At 65.9% G+C, this 22165-nt stretch carries 9 protein-coding genes; 5 read left to right on the top strand and 4 right to left on the bottom strand.

All coding sequences use genetic code 11. From position 1 onward, the window contains the following. Positions 1–2: 2 nt before the first annotated feature. Entirely contained in the window at positions 3–974 is a 972-nt protein-coding gene (locus C4Q26_RS20495) for a siderophore-interacting protein (protein WP_023381388.1), read from the top strand. An 85-nt stretch (positions 975–1059) separates the two neighbouring features. Here the strand turns inward: C4Q26_RS20495 and C4Q26_RS20490 are convergent, their stop codons facing one another. From C4Q26_RS20490 to C4Q26_RS20480, 3 genes are all read right to left on the bottom strand, one after another. Then, positions 1060–2451 carry an aspartate aminotransferase family protein gene (locus C4Q26_RS20490; protein WP_023381389.1) on the bottom strand — a complete coding sequence of 464 codons (1392 nt, stop codon included), beginning with the start codon at positions 2449–2451 and terminating at the stop codon, positions 1060–1062. 178 nt (positions 2452–2629) lie between these two features. Further along, the gene (locus C4Q26_RS20485; RefSeq protein ID WP_104883445.1) at positions 2630–3952 is read right to left on the bottom strand and encodes an ATP-binding protein; all 1323 of its coding nucleotides are present in this window, start codon (positions 3950–3952) and stop codon (positions 2630–2632) included. After that, positions 3949–4632 (bottom strand): response regulator transcription factor, encoded by a 684-nt coding sequence (locus tag C4Q26_RS20480; RefSeq protein ID WP_023381391.1) that lies wholly within the window; start codon positions 4630–4632, stop codon positions 3949–3951. The genes C4Q26_RS20485 and C4Q26_RS20480 overlap by 4 nt, the downstream gene beginning before the upstream one ends. A 179-nt stretch (positions 4633–4811) precedes the next feature. Between C4Q26_RS20480 and dsbD the strand changes: the two genes are divergently transcribed. From dsbD to dsbG, 3 genes are read left to right on the top strand one after another with little or no spacing between them, the layout of a single operon-like run. Continuing rightward, positions 4812–6524: a protein-disulfide reductase DsbD gene (gene dsbD, locus C4Q26_RS20475; protein WP_023381392.1), complete on the top strand. Its 1713-nt coding sequence runs from the start codon at positions 4812–4814 to the stop codon at positions 6522–6524. Next, positions 6524–7360, top strand: coding sequence for a TlpA disulfide reductase family protein (locus C4Q26_RS20470; RefSeq protein ID WP_104883444.1), 837 nt, complete (start codon positions 6524–6526; stop codon positions 7358–7360). The genes dsbD and C4Q26_RS20470 overlap by 1 nt, the downstream gene beginning before the upstream one ends. 1 nt (position 7361) lies before the next feature. After that, a complete protein-coding gene (dsbG, locus tag C4Q26_RS20465; RefSeq protein ID WP_104883443.1) occupies positions 7362–8120 on the top strand; it encodes a thiol:disulfide interchange protein DsbG in 759 nt (252 codons plus the stop codon). 212 nt (positions 8121–8332) lie between these two features. Here dsbG and C4Q26_RS20460 read toward each other — a convergent pair whose 3' ends face one another. After that, entirely contained in the window at positions 8333–21286 is a 12954-nt protein-coding gene (locus C4Q26_RS20460; protein ID WP_104883442.1) for a non-ribosomal peptide synthetase, read from the bottom strand. A 339-nt stretch (positions 21287–21625) separates the two neighbouring features. Here C4Q26_RS20460 and C4Q26_RS20455 point away from each other — a divergent pair, with 339 nt between their 5' ends. Next, positions 21626–22156: an RNA polymerase factor sigma-70 gene (locus C4Q26_RS20455; protein ID WP_104883441.1), complete on the top strand. Its 531-nt coding sequence runs from the start codon at positions 21626–21628 to the stop codon at positions 22154–22156. Positions 22157–22165: the final 9 nt, after the last annotated feature.

Genomic DNA, 22165 nt, shown 5'->3' with positions numbered 1-22165 from the left:
CCATGGCCACCCCCTCCTCCCTCGCCAGCGCCATGCAGCGCGGCCTGCGCAAACTGGCTGGCGGGCTGGGGCAGAAACCCAGCCCCTACCGGCTGTTCGACCTGCAACTGGTGCACAGGATCGAGCTGAGCCCTTCACTGTGCCGCCTGGTGTTCACCGGGCCCGATGTGGCCAGCATGAACTGCGCCGGGCCCGACCAGCGGGTCAAGCTGTTCTTCCCCGCGGCGGACGGCAGCCTGCCGGCCCTGCCCCATGACAGTCACTGGAACGAGGCGCGCAAACAGCTCCCGGAGGCCTCCCGCCCGCCGATGCGCACCTACACCATTCGAGCCCTGCGCCGGGCCCAGGCGCAGGTGGACATCGACTTCGTCATGCACGGCGTCAACGGCCCCGCCTCAGCCTGGGCGACCCGCGCCCGCAGCGGTGACTGCTTGCAGATGCTGGCGCCCAACCTGGCCTACCCCAAGGACCCCGGCGGTTACGAGTGGAACCCACCTGCCGGCGTCGGCCGCGTGCTGCTGGCGGGCGACGAGACCGCCCTGCCGGCCATCGCGTGCATCCTCGAAGACCTGGCCGCAACCCAGCAGCCAGCGAAGGTGCAGGCATTCATAGAAGTACCTTTGCAAGCGGACTGCCTGGACCTCCAATGCCCCCGCGATACCCATCTTCACTGGCTGCCGCGCGACGCACTGGGCAGCGAGCCCGGGGCCGCCCTGCGTCATGCCGTCGAGCACCTGGCCGACCTCCCGCAGGTAAAGACACTGGGCACGGCCTGTCATCTGGAAGCGATCGACATCGAGCAACGCCGGCCCTGGGAGCTGGCCCAGGCACGACACGGTGATTTCTATGCGTGGGTAGCCGGGGAGTCCGCCACGGTGATGCAGGTCCGTCGGCACCTGATCAACGACCGACACATGGATCGCGCCTGCCTGACGCTGATGGGCTACTGGCGTCGGGGGCGTTCGTTCGAGTGATGGTTTCGGGTGCCGTACACCCTGTATCGCGCCTGTAGTCGCCGGCTTACCGGCGAAGGGGCTGCCATGCAGCCCCAAGGCACTATCAGAGCGCCGCAGCCAAAGCCTCGGCGAATCGCTGGGCGACCTCGTCGATCTGTTCGGCGCTGATGATCAGCGGCGGCAGGAAGCGCACTACCGCTCCATGACGCCCACCCAACTCCAGAATCAGCCCACGCTTGAGGCATTCGCGCTGCACCTTCGGCGCCAGTTCGCGGTGGGCCGGCGGGTGGCCCAGCGCATCGGCCCGGCCATGCGGGTCGACCAGTTCTACCCCCAGCATCAGACCGCGGCCACGAATATCGCCCAATTGCGGGCAGTCCCGCTGCAGACGCAGCAGATGGCCTCGCAGGCGCTGCCCCATGGCGTCAGCATGTTCGGCCAGACGGTGCTCGCTCAGGTAGTTGATCACCGCCGAGCCCGCTGCCATGGCCATCTGGTTGCCACGGAAAGTACCGGCATGGGCGCCTGGCTTCCAGGTGTCCAGCCAGTTGCGGTACACCACCACCGCCAGCGGCAGGCTGCCGCCGATGGCTTTGGACAGGGTCACCACATCCGGAACGATGCCGGCGTGTTCGAAGGCGAACATTCGCCCGGTACGGGCGAAACCACTCTGGATTTCATCGACGATCAGCGCCACGCCGGCCTGCTCGGTGATGCGGCGTACACCCTTGAGCCATTCGATATCGGCCGGAATCACCCCGCCCTCGCCTTGCACCACTTCCAGAATGACTGCGGCAGGCAACGGCACACCGCTTTCCGGGTCGAGCAGCAGGTTTTCCAGGTAATGCAGGTTGGCTTTCACCCCTGCCTCGCCGCCCAGGCCGAAGGGGCAGCGGTAATCGTAGGGGTACGGCATGAACTGCACGCCATTCCCCAGCAGCGCGCCCAAGGGCTGTTTCGGGCCGTGGCTGCCCATCAGGCTCAGCGCACCCTGGCTCATGCCATGGTAGGCACCGTGAAACGCCAGCACCGTACTGCGTCCGGTGGCCGTACGTACCAGTTTCAGGGCCGCTTCCACCGCATCGGTGCCGGTCGGGCCGCAGAACTGCACTTTCGCTTCACGGCGCAGCGCCTCTGGCAGCACGCCGAACAGGTCCTGGACGAAGCGGTCCTTGACCGGGGTGGTGAGGTCCAGGGTGTGCAGCGGCAGTTCGTCAGCCAGCACGCGCTGGATCGCTTCGATCACCACCGGGTGATTGTGACCCAGGGCCAAGGTGCCGGCTCCGGCCAGGCAGTCGATGAACTGGCGGCCTTCAATGTCCTCGACGTGAATGCCACGGGCGCGCTTGAGCGCCAGCGGCAGGCGTCGTGGATAGCTGCGGGCATTGGATTCCTGCTGTTGCTGGCGCTGCAGCAAAGGGGAATCGGCGAACTCATACAGGGGTTGCGGCGCGCTGGTCGGTAGGACCTGGGCAAGGCTGGAAGCGGTCGACATCGGTAAATCCTCGCAAGCAAGCGAATGTACCCCGTCACGCCCCTGTAACCGGATGTGTGTCGGGTAGTAGTCGCTTGGGAAACGCTTTGGCGCGAGGAGGATTTAGCGTTTGATGTGCGAAATTGTGCAGGGTTCGACGGTCTCATCGCCGGCAAGCCGGCGATGAGACCAAGGAAGATCAGCTACCCGAGCGTGCTGGCACCTGCAGCAGCACCCGCAGCCCATCGCTGCGACTGTCGAACCTGAGGCTGCCGGCACAACGCTGAACGATCGCCTGCACGATGGCCAGCCCCAACCCGCAGCCGCCGCTCTTGCCAGTGCGCCAGAAACGCTCGGTCAGGTGCTCCAGGTCCTGCTCGGCAATGCCCGGCCCGTGGTCGCGGACCATGAAACCCACCTGTCCATCGGCCATGTGGACATCCAGCTCCACCGCCGCCTCACCGCCATGGCGCAGGGCGTTGTCCAGCAGGTTGCGCAGCGCCGCCACGGCCAGCGGCGCGGGCATGCCCAGGTAGATCTGCGCGGCTTCATCGGGCAGGCGCAAGACGATGCGCCGATTGTCCCCTCCCCCAGCATCCTGCACCGCTTGGCGGGCCACTTGCTCGGCGCTGCACTGCACGCCATCCTCGAACGACAGGCTGCCTTCCACCCGGGCCAGCATCAGCAGTTGCTCCAGCGTGCGGTGCATGCGGTCGGTGCCCTGCTCGGCGTGCCCCAGCGCTTGCTCGCGAACCGCGCCATCGGTCATCCGCGCCACCTGCAGGTGGGTCTTGATGGCGGTCAGCGGGCTGCGCAGTTCATGGGCGGCATCATCGGTCAGGCGCCGCTCGCGCTCGATGGTCTGGGCGATGCGCAGGAACAGCTGGTTCTGCGTCTCCAGCAAAGGTTGCAATTCGCTGGGCAAGCCCGCCACCTGAAGCGGCTCGACACTGTCGGCGCGACGCCTGCGCAAGGCATCGCGCATGCGGTTGAGCGGCTCCAGGCCTTTGCCCAAACCGATCCACAGCAAGCCCAGGCTGCCGAGCAATGCCATCAATACCGGCGCTGATGCCGCCAGCAGAATCGACTGGTTCAGCGCCTCACGCTCCTGATGGCGATCGGCGGTGGTGATACGTATGTCGCCGTGGTTATAGGTGAAGGTACGCCACGAAGCTCCGTCGATGGTCTGATCGCGAAAACCACTGCGCTGGTCATCCATGGCGCCGTCGTGCTTGTGGTTGCTGGCGAGAATCTCCCCTCGCAGCGAACTGACCTGGCAGGCCATGCCGTCCGGCACGCTGAACTGATCGGCCGAAAAATGTGCATCTTCGCCCTTGGCGGTCAGAGGCTGCGGCAACTGGTCGACCAGGCCGGCGACCATCCGCGCAGACGCCACCAGGCGCTGGTCGAGGGAGAACATCATCTGCTGGCGCAGGTCTCGCAGCATCCAGGCGGCAGCCAAGGCCCAGATGATAATGAAAGCGCTGCCCAGGATCAGGCTCAGGCGCACGCGCAGGCTCATGGCGCAACCTCTTCAGGCGCCTGGGCCGGCCCCAGACGGTAACCCAAGCCACGCACGGTTTCGACGATGCCATTGCCGAGCTTGCGACGCAGGTGATGGATATGCACGTTCAATGCGTTGCTTTCGACCTCGTCGCTAAAACCGTACACGCAATCCTTGAGCTGCTCGCTGGACAACACCCGACCGGGGTTCTGCAGCAGCGCCTGGAGCAAGGCCTGCTCGCGCCGCGACAGATCCACCGATTTGCCGGCCAGGGTCGCTTCGCAGCTGCTGGGGTCATACTGCAGCGGACCATGCTCGATGACATTCACTGCGCGCCCGGCCACCCGTCGCAGCAGGGTATGCAAACGCGCAGCCAGCTCACGCAGGTCGAAGGGTTTGAGCAGGTAGTCGTCGGCACCGGCCTGCAGGCCGTCGACCCGGTCGGTGACCGCATCGCGCGCGGTGAGCACCAGCACGGGCAGGTTCTCGCCCTGCTGGCGCAGGCGACGCAGCAACTTCAGGCCGTCTTCGTCAGGCAGGCCCAGGTCCAGAATCATGACGTCGAACTGCGCGGCCTGGAGCATGGCACGGGCGCCAGCTGCGTTGGCCACTCGGTCCACGGTCAGGCCCTGGGCGGTGAGGCCGGCGCAGATGCCGCTGGCGATCAGATCGTCGTCCTCGCAGAGCAGAACGTGCATGGTGGGGCTCCCAGGATGGTCTAACAGGCATTGCACTATGGTGCGATTAAGAGGGGATTATGGACCTTGGGTTTTCCGGCGGCGATAACGGGTTGTCGCGCCGGCTGGGGCTACGTTAACCCTTAGTTAATAAACCCAGGCCAGCATGGCTGCATCCCAAGCATTGCCAAGGCGAAGACATGCGCGTTCTCCTGCTCTTCCTGACATTTCTCCTGGCTGGCCCGCTGCAGGCCAACCCGTTTGACGTCAAACCCGACTTTCTGCCGGTCGACCAGGCCTTCGTCCTGACCCAGGACCGCCAGGCCGATGGCCAGATGCGCCTGTTCTTCCAGATCAAGCAGGGCTACTACCTTTACCAGAAGCGCCTGAAGTTCGACGGCCTGGCGGCCGACCAACACCCACAATTGCCCCCTGCCCTGAACCACCACGACGCGTTTTTCGGTGACAGCGCGGTGTATCGCGACCAACTGGAGCTGCTGATCCCGGCCAGCGCCAAGGGTGAGCTGCGCCTGGGTTGGCAAGGCTGCGCCGATGCCGGCTTGTGCTACCCGCCACAAACCACGGCCATAGACCTTGGCGGCAGCGCCACGGCCGTGGCCGATCAGGCCAGCGACCAGGCATTGGCCAGCAACCTGCAGCAAGCTGGCCTGGCCTGGAGCCTGCTGGCCTTCTTCGGCCTTGGCCTGTTGCTGGCCTTCACCCCGTGCTCGTTGCCGATGCTGCCGATTCTGGCTGGGTTGGTACTCGGCAACGGTGCAAGCGTCCGCCGTGGCTGGGTACTGGCGGGGGTATATGTGCTGAGCATGGCGCTGGTGTACGCGGCGCTTGGCGTTGTCGCCGCGCTGCTGGGTGCCAGCCTGCAAGCCTGGCTGCAACAACCCTGGTTGCTGGGTAGCCTGGCGGGGCTGTTCGTGATCCTTGCCCTGCCCATGTTCGGCGCATTCGAACTGCAACTGCCTGCCGCGCTGCGCGACCGCCTGGACCGTGCCGGGCAAGGCACCCGTGGCGGCAACCTGTACGGCGCCGCGCTGCTGGGCGCGCTTTCCGGGTTGCTGCTGGGCCCCTGCATGACAGCTCCACTGGCCGGCGCGCTGCTGTACATCGCCCAGAGCGGCGATGTCATCGAAGGCGGTCTGGTGCTGTTCACCCTGGGTTTGGGCATGGGTGTGCCACTGTTGCTGCTGGTGACGCTGGGCAACCGTTACCTGCCGCGCCCCGGCGCCTGGATGAACCGCGTCAAAGGCGTGTTCGGCTTCGTGTTCCTGGCCATGGCGCTGTACACCGTGCGCAGCTTGCTGGCTGAAACGCTGGTGCTGGCGCTGAGCGGTGCCTGGCTGATCGCGCTGGCCTGGGCCGCCTGGCCAGCCTTGCAGCGCCTGCCTGCACTGCGCGCGGTACCCTTGCTTGGCGCGCTATGGGGCGGCCTGCTACTGGTCGGTGCCGCCGCCGGTGGTGACGACCCATGGCAACCGCTGCGACCCTTTACCGTAGGCACCGCCGTGAGCGCGACACCGCACAACGCGGATACCTTCACCACCGTAAGCCGCCCCGAGGACCTGCAACGCGAACTGGATGCCGCCAAGGCGCGCGGCCAGTGGGTAATGCTCGACTACTATGCCGACTGGTGCGTGTCGTGCAAGGTCATGGAGAAACAGGTATTTGCCCGTGGCGATGTGCGGGCCAGCCTGGCCGGAGTGCACCTGTTGCGCCTGGACGTGACCGCCGACTCACCGGCCAGCCGCGAACTGCTGCAACGCTACCAGGTACCCGGCCCGCCCAGCATCATCTGGATCGGTCCAGAAGGCCAGGAACGTCGCGCCCGGCGTATTACCGGTGAAGTGGACGCGCCGGCATTCGTGCAACACTGGACCCAGACCAGGAGCCAAGGTTGATGCTGACCATCACCCTCGGGCCGTTGACCATGGCCCTCAACCATCTGCTGATGCTTGCCGCCCTGGCCGTTGCCTGTCTGATCGGCTGGTGGGTCGCCCGGCGTGGTGGCCAAAGCCCCGAGTCGGCGCTGTTCAACCTGTTCCTGATCGGCCTGCTGTGCGCACGCCTGGGCTTCGTCCTGGCCTATTGGCCGATGTACCGCGATGACTGGGTGCAGATCATCGACATCCGCGACGGCGGCTTCCTGTTCTGGTCCGGTTTGGTCGGTATCGTCCTGGCCGCCCTGTGGCAGGGCTGGCGCCAGCCTGGTCTACGTCGCCCGCTGGGTTGGGCATTGTTCAGCGGCGCGCTGTTCTGGGGCATGGCCAGCTTGGGCAGCCACCTGTACAGCAAGGGCACGGAGTTGCCGGATCTGAGCCTGACCAATGCCGGCGGGCAAGCCGTGGCGTTGCACAGCTACCGAGGCAAGCCGCTGGTGATCAACATCTGGGCCACTTGGTGCCCGCCATGCCGCCGGGAAATGCCGGTGCTGCAGCAGGCCCAGGGCGACTATCCGCATGTGACCTTCCTGTTCGTCAACCAGGGCGAGACGCCGGAAAACGTCAGCACCTTCCTCGCCACCACCGGCCTGAGCCTGACCCACGTGCTCTTTGACGGCACCGGCCTGCTGGCCCAGCGGGTCGGCTCCATGGCCCTGCCCACCACGTTGTTCTATGACGCCGATGGCCGGTTGATCGGCAGCCACCTGGGCGAGTTGTCGCGCGCCAGCCTGCGCCATGCCCTGGAACCTTTCGAACGGGCCAGCGCGCCCGCCCCTGCCGCACAAGGAAAATGACATGCGATCGACTGCACTGCTGCCCCTGAGCCTGGCCCTCCTGGCCGCCCCGATCCTGCAGGCAGAAGAGCTGCCCAAGGCGATCCAACAGATCCAGGCCAAGGGCGCCGAGATCAAGGGCAGCTTCGACGCCCCCAACGGCCTGCGCGGCTACGCCGCCGAATACCAGAACAACGGCTTGGCCCTGTACCTCACCCCTGATGGCAAGCACGTGCTGGTCGGCAGCCTGTTCGACGAACAGGGCAAGGACCTCAGCGCCGAGCCTTTGCAGAAGCTGGTCTATGCGCCGATGAGCAAGGAAATTTGGGTGAAGATGGAGAAAACCGCCTGGATCGCCGATGGCAAGGACAATGCGCCGCGCAAGGTGTACCTGTTCAGCGACCCCAACTGCCCGTACTGCAACATGTTCTGGGAACAGGCGCGGCCCTGGGTCGAGTCGGGCAAGGTGCAGTTGCGCCATATCATGGTCGGCATCATCCGCGAGGACAGCCCGGGCAAGTCAGCTGCATTGTTGGCCGCCAAGGACCCGGCCAAGGCGCTGGCCGAGCACGAGAGGGCCGGCAAGGGCAGTACGCTCAAGCCGTTGGAGAACGTGCCTGAGAAGGTACAGAAGCAGTTGGAGGCGCATCTCGCCTTGATGGAGGAAATGGGGTTGCAGGCTACGCCGGCGATTTTCTATCAAGACGAGCAAGGGAATCTGCAGAGCCAGCAAGGGGCGCCGCGGCCGGAGATGTTAGGGAAGATTCTGGGTAAGCGGTAAATGCGTAGAGGGGGGGCTGTGCGGCGCTTGCCCTGGGTTTGGTGGTGTTGCGCAAATCGAGCGCCGCCCGCGCGGCGCATCGCGAGCAAAGCTCGCTCCTACGCTAGTTTCGGGCCAATAACGCCTGCCACAGGCGCGCGCGACCGCCGTGATATCGAAGGATGCATGCATGAACATACGCCAATGAAAAGGGGCGCCAAGCGCCCCCCACCTTAAAGCCCCTCCAGCTCCGCCATCAGATCACTCAGCCGGTCGACCTTGTCGTCATCAAGCGCACTGTCGCGCAGCCCTTGCACATACTCAGCCAACGCCTCCACCGTGCTGCACTCGAACATCGCCCGCAGTGGCACGTTCAATTGCAGCTGCTTCTGCACCCGCGAAGCGATCTGCGTGGCCAGCAGCGAATGCCCGCCCAGCTCGAAGAAGTTGTCGCACACCCCTACCCGTTCGGCCTTGAGCACATCGGCCCAGATGCCGGCCAGTGTCTCTTCCAGCGGATTGCGCGGTGCAACATAGGCCTGGCTGTGCTGGCCGCCGATATCGATAGCCGGTAGGGCCTTGCGGTCAAGCTTGCCGTTGGCGTTGTGCGGCAAGCTGTCGAACCAGCCCCAGTGCAGCGGCACCATGTATTCCGGCAGTTCGCTGCGCAGGCACTGCTTGACCTGCTCAAGCAACGCAGCGTCGGCGACGACGCCTTGATGGGCGACCAGGTAGCCGACCAGGTGCTTGCCGTTGACGCCGTCCTGGACACCGACAGCGGCATCGCGAAGCTCGGCCTGCTCGTGCAGACGCGCCTCGATCTCGCCTAGCTCGATGCGGAAACCGCGGATCTTCACTTGGTGGTCGATACGCCCGACATACTCGAACACGCCATCCGGCCGCTGGCGCGCCAGGTCGCCGGTGCGGTACAGGCGCTCACCCGGCGCGCCATAGGGATGCGGGACGAAGACCTGCGCCGTGCGCACCGGGTCGCTCACATAACCACGACCGACGCCGGTACCGGCAACACACAGCTCACCCACCGCGCCCAGTGGCGCCAGTGTCAGGTCTTCTCCAAACAGGTACAGACGGTTGTTGTCAGTCGGCGTTCCGATGGGCAGGTAGCTACCGCGGGCGGAGTCAGCATCGACGCGGAAGAACGCCACATCGTCCGAACACTCCGCCGGGCCGTAGGCGTTAACCAGGCCAATGGCCGGGTAACGCTGCAGCCACTGCGCCGCCAGCTCCGGTGGCATGGCTTCGCCAGTGGGCAGCATCCAATGCAACCCATCCAGGGTCTGGTGGTCGTTGGCCAACATGCCCTGAATCAACGAAGGCACGCTTTCCAGCACAGTGATACCGGTGGTTTGAACGTGGGCCAGCAAGCCTTGCGGGTCATGGGCAATGGCATTCGGCACGATCTCGACCCTGGCCCCGAACAGCGGCGCGGCCAGGAACTGCCAGACCGAAATGTCGAAGCTCTGCGAGGCAGTCTGGGCGATCACGTCCTGCTCGCTCAGTGCCAGGTACGGCACCTTGCTCAGCTGGTTGTTGAGCATGCCGCGCTGCTCGACCATCACGCCTTTGGGCAAACCGGTGGAACCGGAGGTGTAGATCACATAGGCCAGGTTGTCCGGCCCGCTGTGAATGCCGGGGTTATGACTGGCGACGCGGCTGGCTTGCACCTCTTCCCAGACCAACAGCTTCGGCCGCATCACGCCGCCCAGCTCATCGAGCAACTGACGCGCCTGCTCGGCACAGGCCGCGCTGCACACCAGCACCGGGGTGCGGCTGAGTTCAACGATGCGCTGCAGCCGCGTCGTCGGCAGGCCCGGATCCAGCGGCAGGTAGCCTGCCCCGGCCTTGAAACTGCCGACGATCATGCCCAGCAGCGGCAAGCCGCGCTCGGCCAACAGGGCCACTGGCTGGTCGATGGCCACGCCGACGGCGACCAATGCATGGCCCAGCCGGTTGGCCGCCAGGTTCAGGCCGGCGTAGTCGTACGACGCCTCCAGGCAGCGGGCGACGGTTCGCTCAGGGCTGGCGGCGACCTGAGCCTCGAACAGCTCGACATAGCTCTGATCAAGGGCGTAGGCACGCTCGGTGCGGTTGCAGTCTTCAAGCAGGAAGCGCTGTTCTTCGACCCCCAGCAACGGCAGCTCGCTGACATCGCCTTCGAAGCCCTCGACCAAGGCCAGCAGCAGACGCTTGAACTCAGCCAGCAGGCGCTCGACGGTCGGATAGTCGAAGTAGCGCTGGTCGAACGACAGGTGCAGGCCCAGGTCATCGCCTGGATAGCACACGGCGGTCAGCGGGAAGTTGGTGTGGGTGCGGCCCGAGTCGGAGCTGGCATTCAGGTGCTGGGCGTGGTCAAGCACGGCGGTTTCCACCGGGGCGTTCTCGAACACGAACAGGCTGTCGAACAGCGGCTGACCCTTGGGCAGTTCGCTGCATTCCTGAATCGCAACCAACGGCAGGTACTCGTACTCGCGCAGCTCCATGTTGCGCTCAAGCAGCCCTTGCAGCCACTGGCGCACGCTGCGGCGCTGGCCCGCGTCGGGCAGCTGTACGCGCAGGGCGATACTGTTGATGAACAGGCCAACGGTGCGCTGCATTTGCGGCATGCTCACCGGGCGTCCGGCCACGGTCACGCCAAAGGCGACGTCGCGGTCGCCGCTGTAGCGCGCCAGCACCAGGGCCCAGGCCGCCTGGGCGAAGGTGTTGACGGTAAGCTGATGGGCTTGGGCCAGCTCACGCAGGCGCACACCTTCGCCGACCTCAAGGCGGGTGTAGCAATCGCCGACCACCATGCCGTCGCCGGCACGATCATGGCGCAGCGGGCGATCGCTCGGGATGGCGGTGGCGCGCTCGAAGCCGGCCAGGTTGGCCCGCCACCAGGCACGGGCTTCGTCCAGGTCCTGGCGCTGCAGCCAGCCGATGTAGTCGCGGTAGCGCGGCGGTACCGGTAATTGGGCCTGGCGACCTTCGCCGAGGGCCTGGTAGAGCTCGAAGAAGTCGTTCATCAGCAGCGAACGGCACCAGGCGTCGATGAGGATGTGGTGGTTGCTCATCATGAACCAGTAGCGCTCGTCGGCAACCCGCACCAGACGCAGGTGGAACGGCGCCTCGCGCAGCAGCGCGAAACCGGCCTCGCGCTCCTGCTTGTGCAGGGCGTGCAAACGCGCCTCCTGGGTGGCGTCGTCCAGGCCGCGCCAGTCTTGGTAATCCACCGGCGTTCTGGCGGGTTTGTGGATGATCTGCAGCATCGCCTCGCCAGCGTTCCAGCTGAACGATGCGCGCAAGGCTTCGTGGCGCGCCACCACGGCCTGCCAGGCCTGGGTGAAGCGTTCAGGGTCCAGCGCGCTGTTGATGCGGTAGCGGTCTTGCATGTAGTAGATGCCGGTGCCGGGTTCCAGCAGCGTGTGCAACAGCAGGCCTTCCTGCATCGGCGTCAGCGGGTAGACGTCTTCGATCTCGTCGGCGGGTACCGGCAAGGCGTCGATCTGCTCCTGGGTCAGGCGAGCCAGGGGGAAATCTGATGGGGTGAAGCTGCCGTTGCCATCGGCCAGGCAATGCTCGACCAGTGCGAGCAACTCTTGGCGATAGGCCTCGGCCAGACGGGCGATGGTCGAGTCGTCGTAGCGCTCGGCGCTGTAGGTCCAGCGCAGTTGCAAGGCGCCGCCATAGACCTGGCCGTCGACGCTGAGCCAGTTCGGCAGCGGCGCATCGAGGTCATGGGCCAGGCCCGCTGGCGCATCCAGCGGCTGGAATAGCGCGGCGGCATCGAACTGCTGGTCGAACTGCCCGAGGTAGTTGAAGGTGATGCGTGCCTGCGCCAGGGCCGCCATGCGCTCGCGCCCGACGTCATCGGCAAGGTAGCGCAGCACGCCGTAACCCAGACCTTTGTGCGGTACCTGGCGCAGTTGTTCCTTGATGTGCTTGATGGACGTGGCGCGGGCGCTTTCGTCGTCGCCTACCGCTGGCTTCAGGCACAGCGGATAGGCGTTGGTGAACCAGCCGACGCTGCGAGTCAGGTCCATGTCCTCGAACAGCCCGTCACGGCCATGGCCTTCGAGCTGCACCAGTACGGTTTCGTCCTCGCTCCAGCGGCACAGGACACGGGCCAGCGCGGTCAACAGCAGGTCATTGACCTGGGTGTGGTAAGCCGCCGGGGCCTGCTGAAGCAACCGACGGGTCTGCTCCACGTCCAGGCCGATGGCCAGCGTGCGCGCATGCCGGTTCAGGTTACCGCCCTGAGGGTGATCGCATGGCAACTCGTGGCGCACATTGCCGAGTTGCCCCTGCCACCAATCCAGCTCGTCTCTTAGCGAGTCACTGCCGGCGTAGCTGGCCAAGCGTGCTGCCCAGTCGCCCATGGCATGGGTCTTGGCAGCGAGCGTCTGGCCACGGTAGAGCGCTTGCAGGTCTTCGAGCAAGACACGCCAGGACACACCGTCGACCACCAGGTGGTGGATCGCCAGCAACAGGCGCTGTGCGCCCTGCCCATCGCTCACCAGCAAGGCGCGCAGCAGTGGGCCTTGGTGCAGGTCGAGGCTGCGCTGCACGTCGGTGTACAGCGCCTGGCAGTCGTCGAAGTCGCTGACCGTGGCGGTCCACAGCAACTGCTGGCTGGCCGACGCCGCATACTCGGCTTGCCAACGGCCATTGGCCTGGACGAAGCGCAGGCGCAGGCTGTCGTGGTGTTCCACCAGGCCGGCCAGGGCGCGCTCCAGCACCGTGCTGTCCAGTGCTTGGCGAGCTTGCAGCAGCACAGCCTGGTTCCAGTGTTGTGGCTGGGTGACCTGGCTGTCGAAGAACCAGTGCTGGATCGGCGTCAGGCCACTACGCCCCTGCCGCAAGCCCTGCTCGATGTCGCTTGGCGCAGCGCTGCGGCTGACCACGGCGGCGAGGGTCTGGATGGTCTGGTGCTGGAACAGGTCGCGCGGGGTGAACTGCAGGCCCAGCTGACGGGCACGGCTGACCACCTGGATCGACAGGATCGAGTCGCCGCCCAGTTCGAAGAAGTTGTCCTGCACGCCCACGCGGGCAGCATTGAGCACCTCACACCAGAGCTGCACCAACTGTGCCTCGACTTCGTTGCTCGGGGCCAGGTAATGCTGTTGGGCTTGCTGGAGATCCGGCAGCGGCAGTGCGCGGCGATCGAGCTTGCCGTTGCCCGTCAGTGGCAGGCTGTCGAGCAGCACCAGGTGCGCCGGTACCATGTAGTCCGGCAGGTGCTGGCGGGCATCGGCCTTGATCGCTTCGCGCAGCGAGGCCTGGGCCTCGGCGCTCGCCGTGGCCTGCCTGCACACCAGGTAGCCCACCAGTTGCTTGCCACCGGGCAGGTCGATTGCCAGGACCACCGCGTCGTCGACATCGGCATGCTCCTGCAGGCGGCTCTCGATCTCGCCAAGCTCGATCCGGAAACCGCGGATCTTCACTTGCTGGTCGGCACGCCCGATGTACTCCACACACCCGTCGGCACGCAGGCGCACCAGGTCGCCGGTGCGGTACAGGCGACCGCCATCATGGCTGAATGGGTCGGCGACGAAGCGTTCGGCAGTGAGCCCGGGGCGGTCGTGGTAACCCTGGGCCAAACCCGCACCACCGATGTACAGCTCGCCGATGCCGCCCTGGGGCAGGAGCGCCAGGTCCTCGTCGAGAATGTAAGCGCTACGTGCGCCGATCACCCGGCCGATCGGCACGCTGCCGGCATCGGCGGGCAGGGTCTGCGGCGCCAGGCAGGCCAGCGGCATCACCACCGTTTCGGTCGGCCCGTAGGCGTTGAAGAACTGTTGCGGCGCGAAGGCCTGGCGAATGCGTTGCAGGTGCTCGCCGGTCAGCGCCTCGCCGCCGGTGATGACCAGGCGCACCGGCAGTTGCTCGCCCCGCCCCGCCAGGTACTGGGCCAGCTGGCTACCATAGCTCGGGGTGAAGCCCAGCACGCTCACCTGTTGTTCGCGCACCAGTTGGCAAATGTCCTCGGCGCCCCACTGCCCCTGTGCGCGCAGCACCACGCGGGCACCGCACAGCAGCGGCACCAGCAGGCGCTCGCTGGCTGCGTCGAAGTTGATCGAATAGAAGTGCAGCTCGCAGTCGTCGCTACGCATGCCGAAGGCGGCGATCACCGCCTGGCAGTGCATGGCGATTTCACCGTGGCTGACCACCACGCCCTTGGGCTTGCCGGTAGAGCCGGAGGTGTAGATCAGGTACGCCTGGTGCTGTGGCAGGTTGAGGTTGTCCAGCGGCGCATCGCTGTAGGCGGACAGGCTGACGGCATCATCTTCGAGGCTCCAGCGGGCCACGCCATCGGGCAGCTCGCCGAGCGCCTCCAGCAGCGTGCGCTGGCTCAGCAACAGGCCGATGCGGCTGTCCTCGATCATGTAGTGCAAACGGTCGAGCGGGTATTCGGGGTCCAGCGGCACATAGGCACCGCCGGCCTTGAGAATGGCCAACAGGCCGACGACCATCTCCAACGAGCGCTCGAGGGCCAGGCCCACCCGTACCTGCGGGCCGACACCGCGCTCGCGCAGGGCCCGGGCCAGGCGGTTGGCCCGTTGGTCCAGCTCGGCGTAGCTCAGGTGCTGGCCGGCGAAGGTCAGTGCCAGGGCTTGCGGGGTACTGGCGGCCTGGATGGCGAACAGGCCGTGAAGGGTCTGGTTGAGTCCGTGGTCCGGCTCGCCCTGCAAATGGCCCACCAGCACCTGCTGCTCGGTGTGGCTCAGCATCGGCAACTCGCACAGACGTCGTTGAGGATCGTCGAGCAGGCCGACCAGCAACTGCTGCCAGTGCTCGGCCATGCGCGCGATGCGCGGTTCGTCGAACAGGTCGCGGCTGTAGGTCAGGCAGCAGCCGAGGCGGCCGTCCAGGTCGGTGACCTCCAGATAAAGGTCGAACTTGGTGGCACTGGCATCGTTGACCAGGTAGTCCACCTGCATGCCCGCCAGTTCGCGGCGCTGCTGGAAGGCCCAGCGCTGGACGTTGCACATGACTTGGAACAGCGGGTTGTAGGCACTGCTGCGCGGCGGCTGCAGGGCTTCGACCAGTTGGTCGAACGGCAGGTCCTGGTGCGACTGGGCCTCGATGGCGACCTGGCGCACCTGATCGAGCAGCGCGGTGCCGGTCATCTGTCCGTCCAACTCGCAGCGCAGCACCTGGGTGTTCAAGAAGGCGCCGATTAGCCCCTCGCTCTCGGGACGAATACGGTTGGCCACCGGCGCGCCGATGCGCAGGTCGCGCTGGCCACTGTAGCGGTGCAGCAATGCGGCCAGCGTGGCGGTGATGGTCATGAACAACGTCAGGCCACGTTGGCTGTTGAAGGCATGCACGCGCGCCACCAGCGCCGGGTCGAGGTCGAAGCGATACAGCTCCCCCCGGTGGCTCTGCACGGCCGGGCGCGGGCGGTCGGACGGCAGGGCCAGCACCGGGTGTTCATCGCCCAGGCGGGCTTTCCAGAGGGCCAGCTGACGGGTGCCCTCACCGCTCTCCAGCCACTGGCGTTGCCACACGCTGTAGTCGAGGTACTGCACCGGCAGCGGCGCCAATGGCGATTCGCGCGCGTCGACAAAGGCCTCGTACAGCTCGCCCAGCTCGCGGGCGAAGATGTCCATGGCCCAGCCTTCGGTGACGATGTGGTGCAAGGTCAGGACGAAGAAGTGCTCGTGCGCCTCGGTCTTGGTCAGGCACGCACGCAGCAGCGGGCCGCGCTCCAGGTCGAACGGCTGGTGCGCCTGGGCATCGGCCAGTTGCTGCAAACGATGCTGGCGGGAATCGGCAGGCAAGGTGCTGAAGTCTTGCCAATCGAGCTGCAGGCCGCTGTGCTCGGCAACGCACTGGTACGGCACGCCGTCGATGCTCGGGAAGGTGGTACGCAGGGTTTCATGGCGCACGATCAGCGCCTGCAAGGCACGCTCGAAGGCCTCCACATCCAGAGTGCCACGCAGCCGGGCCATACCACCGACGTTATAGGCCGGGCTGTCCGGCTCCATGTGCCAGAGGAACCACATGCGCTGCTGAGAGTAAGACAGCGGCACGGCCTGACGGCGGTCGACACGTGCGATCTCGCCTTGCAGGTTGCGCTCGCCAGCCTCGCGGATGCGAGCGATCTCGGCGCAGAAAGCGCCCAGCTCGCTGGCTTCGAACAAGGCTTTGAGCGGCAGCTCGACATCGCAGGCCTGGCGGGTGCGGGAGACGATCTGGGTAGCCAGCAGCGAGTGGCCGCCAAGGTCGAAGAAGTCGTCCTGCAGGCCGATACGTGGCAGGTTGAGCACCGCGCACCAGATCGCCGCCACCTCCTGCTGCAACGCAGTTCGTGGCTCGATATGTTCGCGCTGCTGCCAGACCGGCGCTGGCAAGGCCTTGCGATCGACCTTGCCGCTGGGGCCCAGCGGCAGGTGCGCCAGCGCAATCAACTGCGCAGGGACCATGTAGGCCGGCAACCGCTCTGCCAGGGCCGCCACCAGCGCTTCAGGCTGGGCGGTGCCACTGTAGTAGCCGACCAGTCGTGCACTGATCCCATCCTTGTGGATGAGCACCAGGGCCTGGTCGACACCGGACTGGCTCAGCAGGCAGGCCTGGACCTCTTCGGGCTCGACGCGGAACCCGCGCACTTTCACCTGCTGATCGAGGCGACCCAGGTACTCCAGCGCCTGGACCTGCATCTGCCAGCGGGCACGGTCGCCACTGCGGTACAAGCGTTCGCCGTTACCATCGACCTGGGGCACGAAGCGTTCGGCGGTCAGGCCCGGACGGCCCAGATAGCCCCGCGCCAGACCCGCACCGCCCAGGTACAGTTCGCCCGGCACACCCGGGGCGGTCAGTTCCATCTCGTCATCCAGCACCCGGCAGATCACATTCCCCAGCGGGCGGCCGATGGGTGAACGCTCACCATCCTCTGCCTGGCAATGCCAGTGGGTAACGTTGATCGCAGTTTCGGTCGGGCCATAACGGTTGTGCAACTGCACCTGCGGTAGCACTTGCAGCACACGGTCACGCAGGTTCGCCGACAGCGCCTCGCCACCGGAGAACACTCGCCGCAGGCTGGTGCAGCCGGCAGTCAGCGGCTCTTGCACGAACACTTGCAGCAACGGCGGGACGAAGTGCAGCGTGGTCACGCCATGCTGCTGCACCAGCGCCGCGATGCGGTGCGGGTCGCGATGCTCGCCGGGGCCGGCCAGCACCAGGCGGCAGCCGGTGACCAGCGGCCAGAAGCACTCCCACACCGACACATCGAAACTGATCGGCGCCTTTTGCATCAGCACGTCGCTGTCGTTCAGGCCGTAGGTGGCCTGCATCCATTGCAGGCGTTCGGCAAGGGCCGCGTGGGTATTGCCGACGCCCTTGGGTTGTCCGGTTGAGCCGGAGGTGTAGATCACGTAGGCCAGGTTATCCCCATCCAGATGCAGGCCAGGCGCCTGGCTTGGCCAACTGTCCAGGTGCAGTTGGTCGAGTGCGATGGCGCTGACGCCGTCCACCTGCGGCAGCCTGTCGAGCAGGCCACTGTGACTGAGCAGCAGGCCGGCCTTGCAGTCTTCGAGCATGTAGGCCAGACGCTCGGCCGGGTAATCGACATCCAGCGGCACATAGGCGCCACCGGCCTTGAGAATGGCCAACAGGCCGATCAGCAGTTGCGGTGAACGCTCGATGGCAATGGCAACGCAGGTGTCCGGGCCAACGCCTTTGTCGCGCAGGTAGTGGGCCAGCCGGTTGGCCTGCTGGTGCAGTTCGGCGTAATCGAGGCTACCGCCCTCCCACACCAGCGCCGTGCGCTGCGGGGTCAGCCGGGCCTGCTCGTTCAGTTGCCCTAACAGCAGGCTCTTAGGGGCTGGCATCGGGGCCTGGCCCCAACCCAGCAGTTGCTCGCGGCCCTGCTCATCCAGCAAACGGACCTCGCCCAAGGCCATCCGCGGTTGGGCGCAGACTTGCTCCAACAACGCCAGCAGGTGCTGGGCCAGGCGCTCGATGGTGCTGGCTTCGAACCGTTCGGCAGCGTAGTCGAACGCCAGGCTCAGGCGGCCCTGGTGGTCTTCCTCGCTGTGCAGTTGCAGGTCGAACTTGGCTTCGCGGCTATGCCACGGCAGCTCTTCGGCCAGAAGGCCGGGCAGGCGGCGCAGGGCAGACAGGTCGCGTTGCTGGTGGTTGAACATGACTTGGAACAGGCCTTGCTCGCGCGCTTCGGGCAAGGCTTCGAGCAGTTGTTCGAACGGCAGGTCCTGGTTGGCCTGGGCTTCAAGGGTCGCTTGGCGCACCTGCGCCAGCAACTGCTGGAACGGCAGACGGCCATGGAGCTTAGCGCGCAGCACCTGGGTGTTGATGAAGAAGCCGACCATGCCCTGGGTTTCCAGGCGCGGACGGTTGGCATTGGGCACGCCGACGCAGAGGTCGTTCTGGCCGCTGTAGCGGTGCAACAGGCCTTGCCATGCCGCCAGCAGGACCATGAACAGACTCGCCTGCTGCTCTCGGGCCAGGCCTTTGATGGCGTCGCCCAACTTGGCCGACACCTTGAGGTTGAGGCGCGCGGCGCGCCGGTCGCGCAGGGCGGAGCGCGGATGGTCGGTGCACAGGTCGAGCACCGGCAGTTCATCGCCCAGACGGGCCTTCCAGTACGCCAACTGGCGCTGCGCCTGGCCATCGGCCAGCCACTGCCGCTGCCAGTTGCCGTAGTCGGCATAGCCTAGCGACAGGGGAGCGAGGTTGGCTTGCAGGCCCTGGCAATGTGCGGCATACAACTTGGCGAACTCATCGAGCAGGATGTTCAGCGACCAGCCATCGGCAATGATGTGGTGCAGGGTCACCCACAGCTGATGGTCCTCGTCATCCAGGCGCACCAGGGTCACCCGCAACAGCGGGTCGCCGGTCAGGTCGAACGGATGCTGGGCCTCCTCCTCACGCAGCCTCGCCACGTCATCGGCGCTCAGCCCTTGGAGGTCCACGCGCTTTAGAGTGAACGGTCGCTCGGGCAGGATCCGCTGCAACGCCTGGCCGCCTTCTTCGCTGAACAGCGTACGCAGCGATTCATGGCGGGCCACTAGGGCCTGGAACGCAGCTTCCAGTGCAGCGACGTCCAGCTCGCCGCGCAAGTGCAGGCCGGCGGGAATGTTGTAGGCCGCCGACTGCGGCGCCAGCTGCCACAGCAACCACAGGCGGTTCTGCGCCAGCGACTGTGGCAGCGCCTGGCCACGGCTCAGGCTGCTGATAACCGTCGCCTTGGCACTGCCCTGGGCAAGGATGGCCGCCACGGCAGCACGGTAGTCCGCCAGGATGGGCGCTTCGAACAGCGTGCGCAGCCCCAGGTCGATGCCTAACTCGTCGGCCAGGCGTGCAGTCACCTGGGTAGCAGCGATGGAGTTGCCGCCCAGCAGCAGGAAGTGATCGTCCGCGGCCACCGCTTCGACCTTGAGCACCTCGCGCCAGGCTGTCGCGATGCGCGCCTGCAGAGCGTCGCCAACGGCCGTGGCGATGGCCGGCTCGGCAGGTGCCGGGTAACGCGCATAGCAGTCCAGGCTACCGTCGCTCATGCGCAGACGGCAGGCCGAGCGTTGCAGCTTGCCGCTTGAGGTCTTGGGCAGCGCGCCGGGATTGAGCAGCAACACTACGGCGGGGGCCTGACGGCAGGCATCAGCGATCACCTGGCGCAGGGCCTTGATCAGTTCGTGAGGCTCGACGGCCTTCTGCACGCTGCGGCTGACCTCTACCGCAACGCCAATGCCCTCCTCGCCCTGATCGTCGACGGCGAACACCGCTACGCGACCTTTGCGTAGCACCGCCACTTCACGCTCGAGGGTTCTTTCCAGATCTTGCGGGTACAGATTCTGCCCACGGACGATGAGCATGTCCTTCAGGCGACCGGTGACGAACACCTCGCCATCGCGCATGAACCCCAGGTCGCCGGTGCGCAGCCAGGTCTGGCCGTCCGCCTCGACGAAGGTCCGGGCAGTGGCCTCACGGTTGCGCCAGTAGCCCAGGGCGATGCTCGGGCCACCCGCCCAGATCTCGCCCACCTGGTTGTCACTCAGCACCTCGAGCCGTTGTGGCTCGACGATACGCACAGCGTGTCCAGGCTGCGGATAACCACAGCTCATCAGCACACTGCCCTCGCCCGGCTCGGCGCGGTTGGCGGCAAACGCTTCGGCGTCCAGTTCCAACGCAGCGATACCCTGGCCACGACGGCTGCCGCTGACGAACAGCGTGGCCTCGGCCAGGCCGTAACTGGCAAAGAAGCTGCTCGGTTGGAAACCGCAGGACTGGAACTTGTCGGCGAAGGTGGCGAGGCTGTCCTGGCGGATGGGCTCGGAGCCGGAATACGCCACGCGCCACCGGCTGAGGTCGAGCCCGGCCAGGGCCGCCTCGCTGATCCGCTCGCTGCACAGTCGGTAGGCGAAGTCAGGGCCGCCACTGATGGTGCCGCCGTACGCGCTGATCGCCTGCAACCAACGCAGCGGCCTGGCGAGGAAGTAGCCTGGCGACATCAATACACACGGCACACCGCTGAAGATCGGCTGCAATAGGCCGCCGATCAGGCCCATGTCGTGGTAAAGCGGCAGCCAGCTGACGATCACATCGTCCGGGTTCAGGTCGATGCCGAAACCATGGCGAATGAGTTGCTCATTGGCCACCAGGTTGCCGTGACTGACCTGGACCCCTTTGGGCAAGGCGGTGGAGCCGGAGGTGTACTGCAGGAAGGCGATGTCATCGCACGCCAGCGCAGGTTCGCGCCAGGACGCCGCCAGCGCAGGGTCCAGGCTGTCCACCGCCAACAGTGCCGGAGCATTGTCCGCGCTCAAGGCTTCCAGGCCCTGCAGGCTGTCGTGCAGCGCAGTGACGGTCAGCAGCAGGCGCGGCTCGGCGTCGTCGATGATCGACAGCAGGCGCTCTTGATGATGGCGGCGCGATGACTCCGGCGGGTAGGCCGGAACGGCGATGACGCCGGCATACAGGCAACCGAAGAACGCCGCAACGTAATCCGGGCCGCTTGGGAACAGCAGCACGGCGCGGTCCCCTCGTGCGGTTCGCACCTGCAGGGCGGCGGCTATGGTGCGAGCGCGCGCGTCCAGGTCCCGGTAGCTAAGCACGGCCTGCTCGCTGGGGTCATCGGCCAGAAAGCGCAAGGCGATGCGGTCCGGTGTCTGCGCGGCGCGTTGCGCCAGGGCCTGGACCAGCGTGAGCGGGAGTTCGAAGGCGTCCGTCATGGGGGGTTCCTGCCAGTGTCTGGGTAAGTCGGGCCAGCTGCCCACGCGGTGGTCGGCGGGCAGCGCTCGGCGGCCGGATGTACACAGGTGAACGGATTGGTGGGGGAAGAAATTAGCGTCGGGAGGGATGGAAATGGGGCGCGGGCAGAGCACCGCCCACGGCGCATCGTGAGCACGCTCGCGCCCACGGCGGCTTCGTAGCGGATATTCCCGAAGGTTATATTTACTAATTACGTTTCGTATTTGACATTAATTATCATTACGAATAGCTTGTCGCACGTCGTAGGAAGCTACCCCACATGGGGTGCGACCTCTCCCATCTGAGACAAGGTGATTTCCATGGCGGAACAACTATCCACAAGTAAGTGCGATTCACCATTACTCCAGGCATTCGTCGACAATCGCCGCATTCTGGTGAAGATCGCCGCCCGCATCACGGGTTGTCGCTCACGCGCTGAAGATGTCGTACAGGACGCTTTCTTCCGTCTGAGCGCTGCTCCGCAGATCACCTCGTCATTCAAGGCCCAGCTCAGCTACCTGTTTCAGATCGTGCGTAACCTGGCCATCGACCACTACCGCAAGCAGGCGATGGAACTGAAGTACTCCGGGAGTGAAGAGGAAGGCCTGAATGTGGTCCTCCAGAACGCCTCGCCGGAAGCTACGCACATCAACCTCGCCACCCTGGAGCACATTGCCGATGCGCTCAACGAACTGCCGCAGCGCACTCGCTACGCCTTTGAGATGTACCGCCTGCACGGCGTGCCACAGAAGGACATCGCCAAGGAACTGGGCGTGTCGCCAACGCTGGTGAATTTCATGATTCGCGACGCCCTGGTACATTGCCGCAAGACGGCCAGCCGACAGGCCTGAGTTTTTCAG

It is taken from the genome of Pseudomonas sp. SWI44, assembly GCF_002947915.1.
In the GTDB taxonomy this organism is placed as follows: domain Bacteria; phylum Pseudomonadota; class Gammaproteobacteria; order Pseudomonadales; family Pseudomonadaceae; genus Aquipseudomonas; species Aquipseudomonas taiwanensis.
Note: the sequence above shows the minus strand (reverse complement) of the source record. Positions and strands in the feature narration are given on the sequence as shown.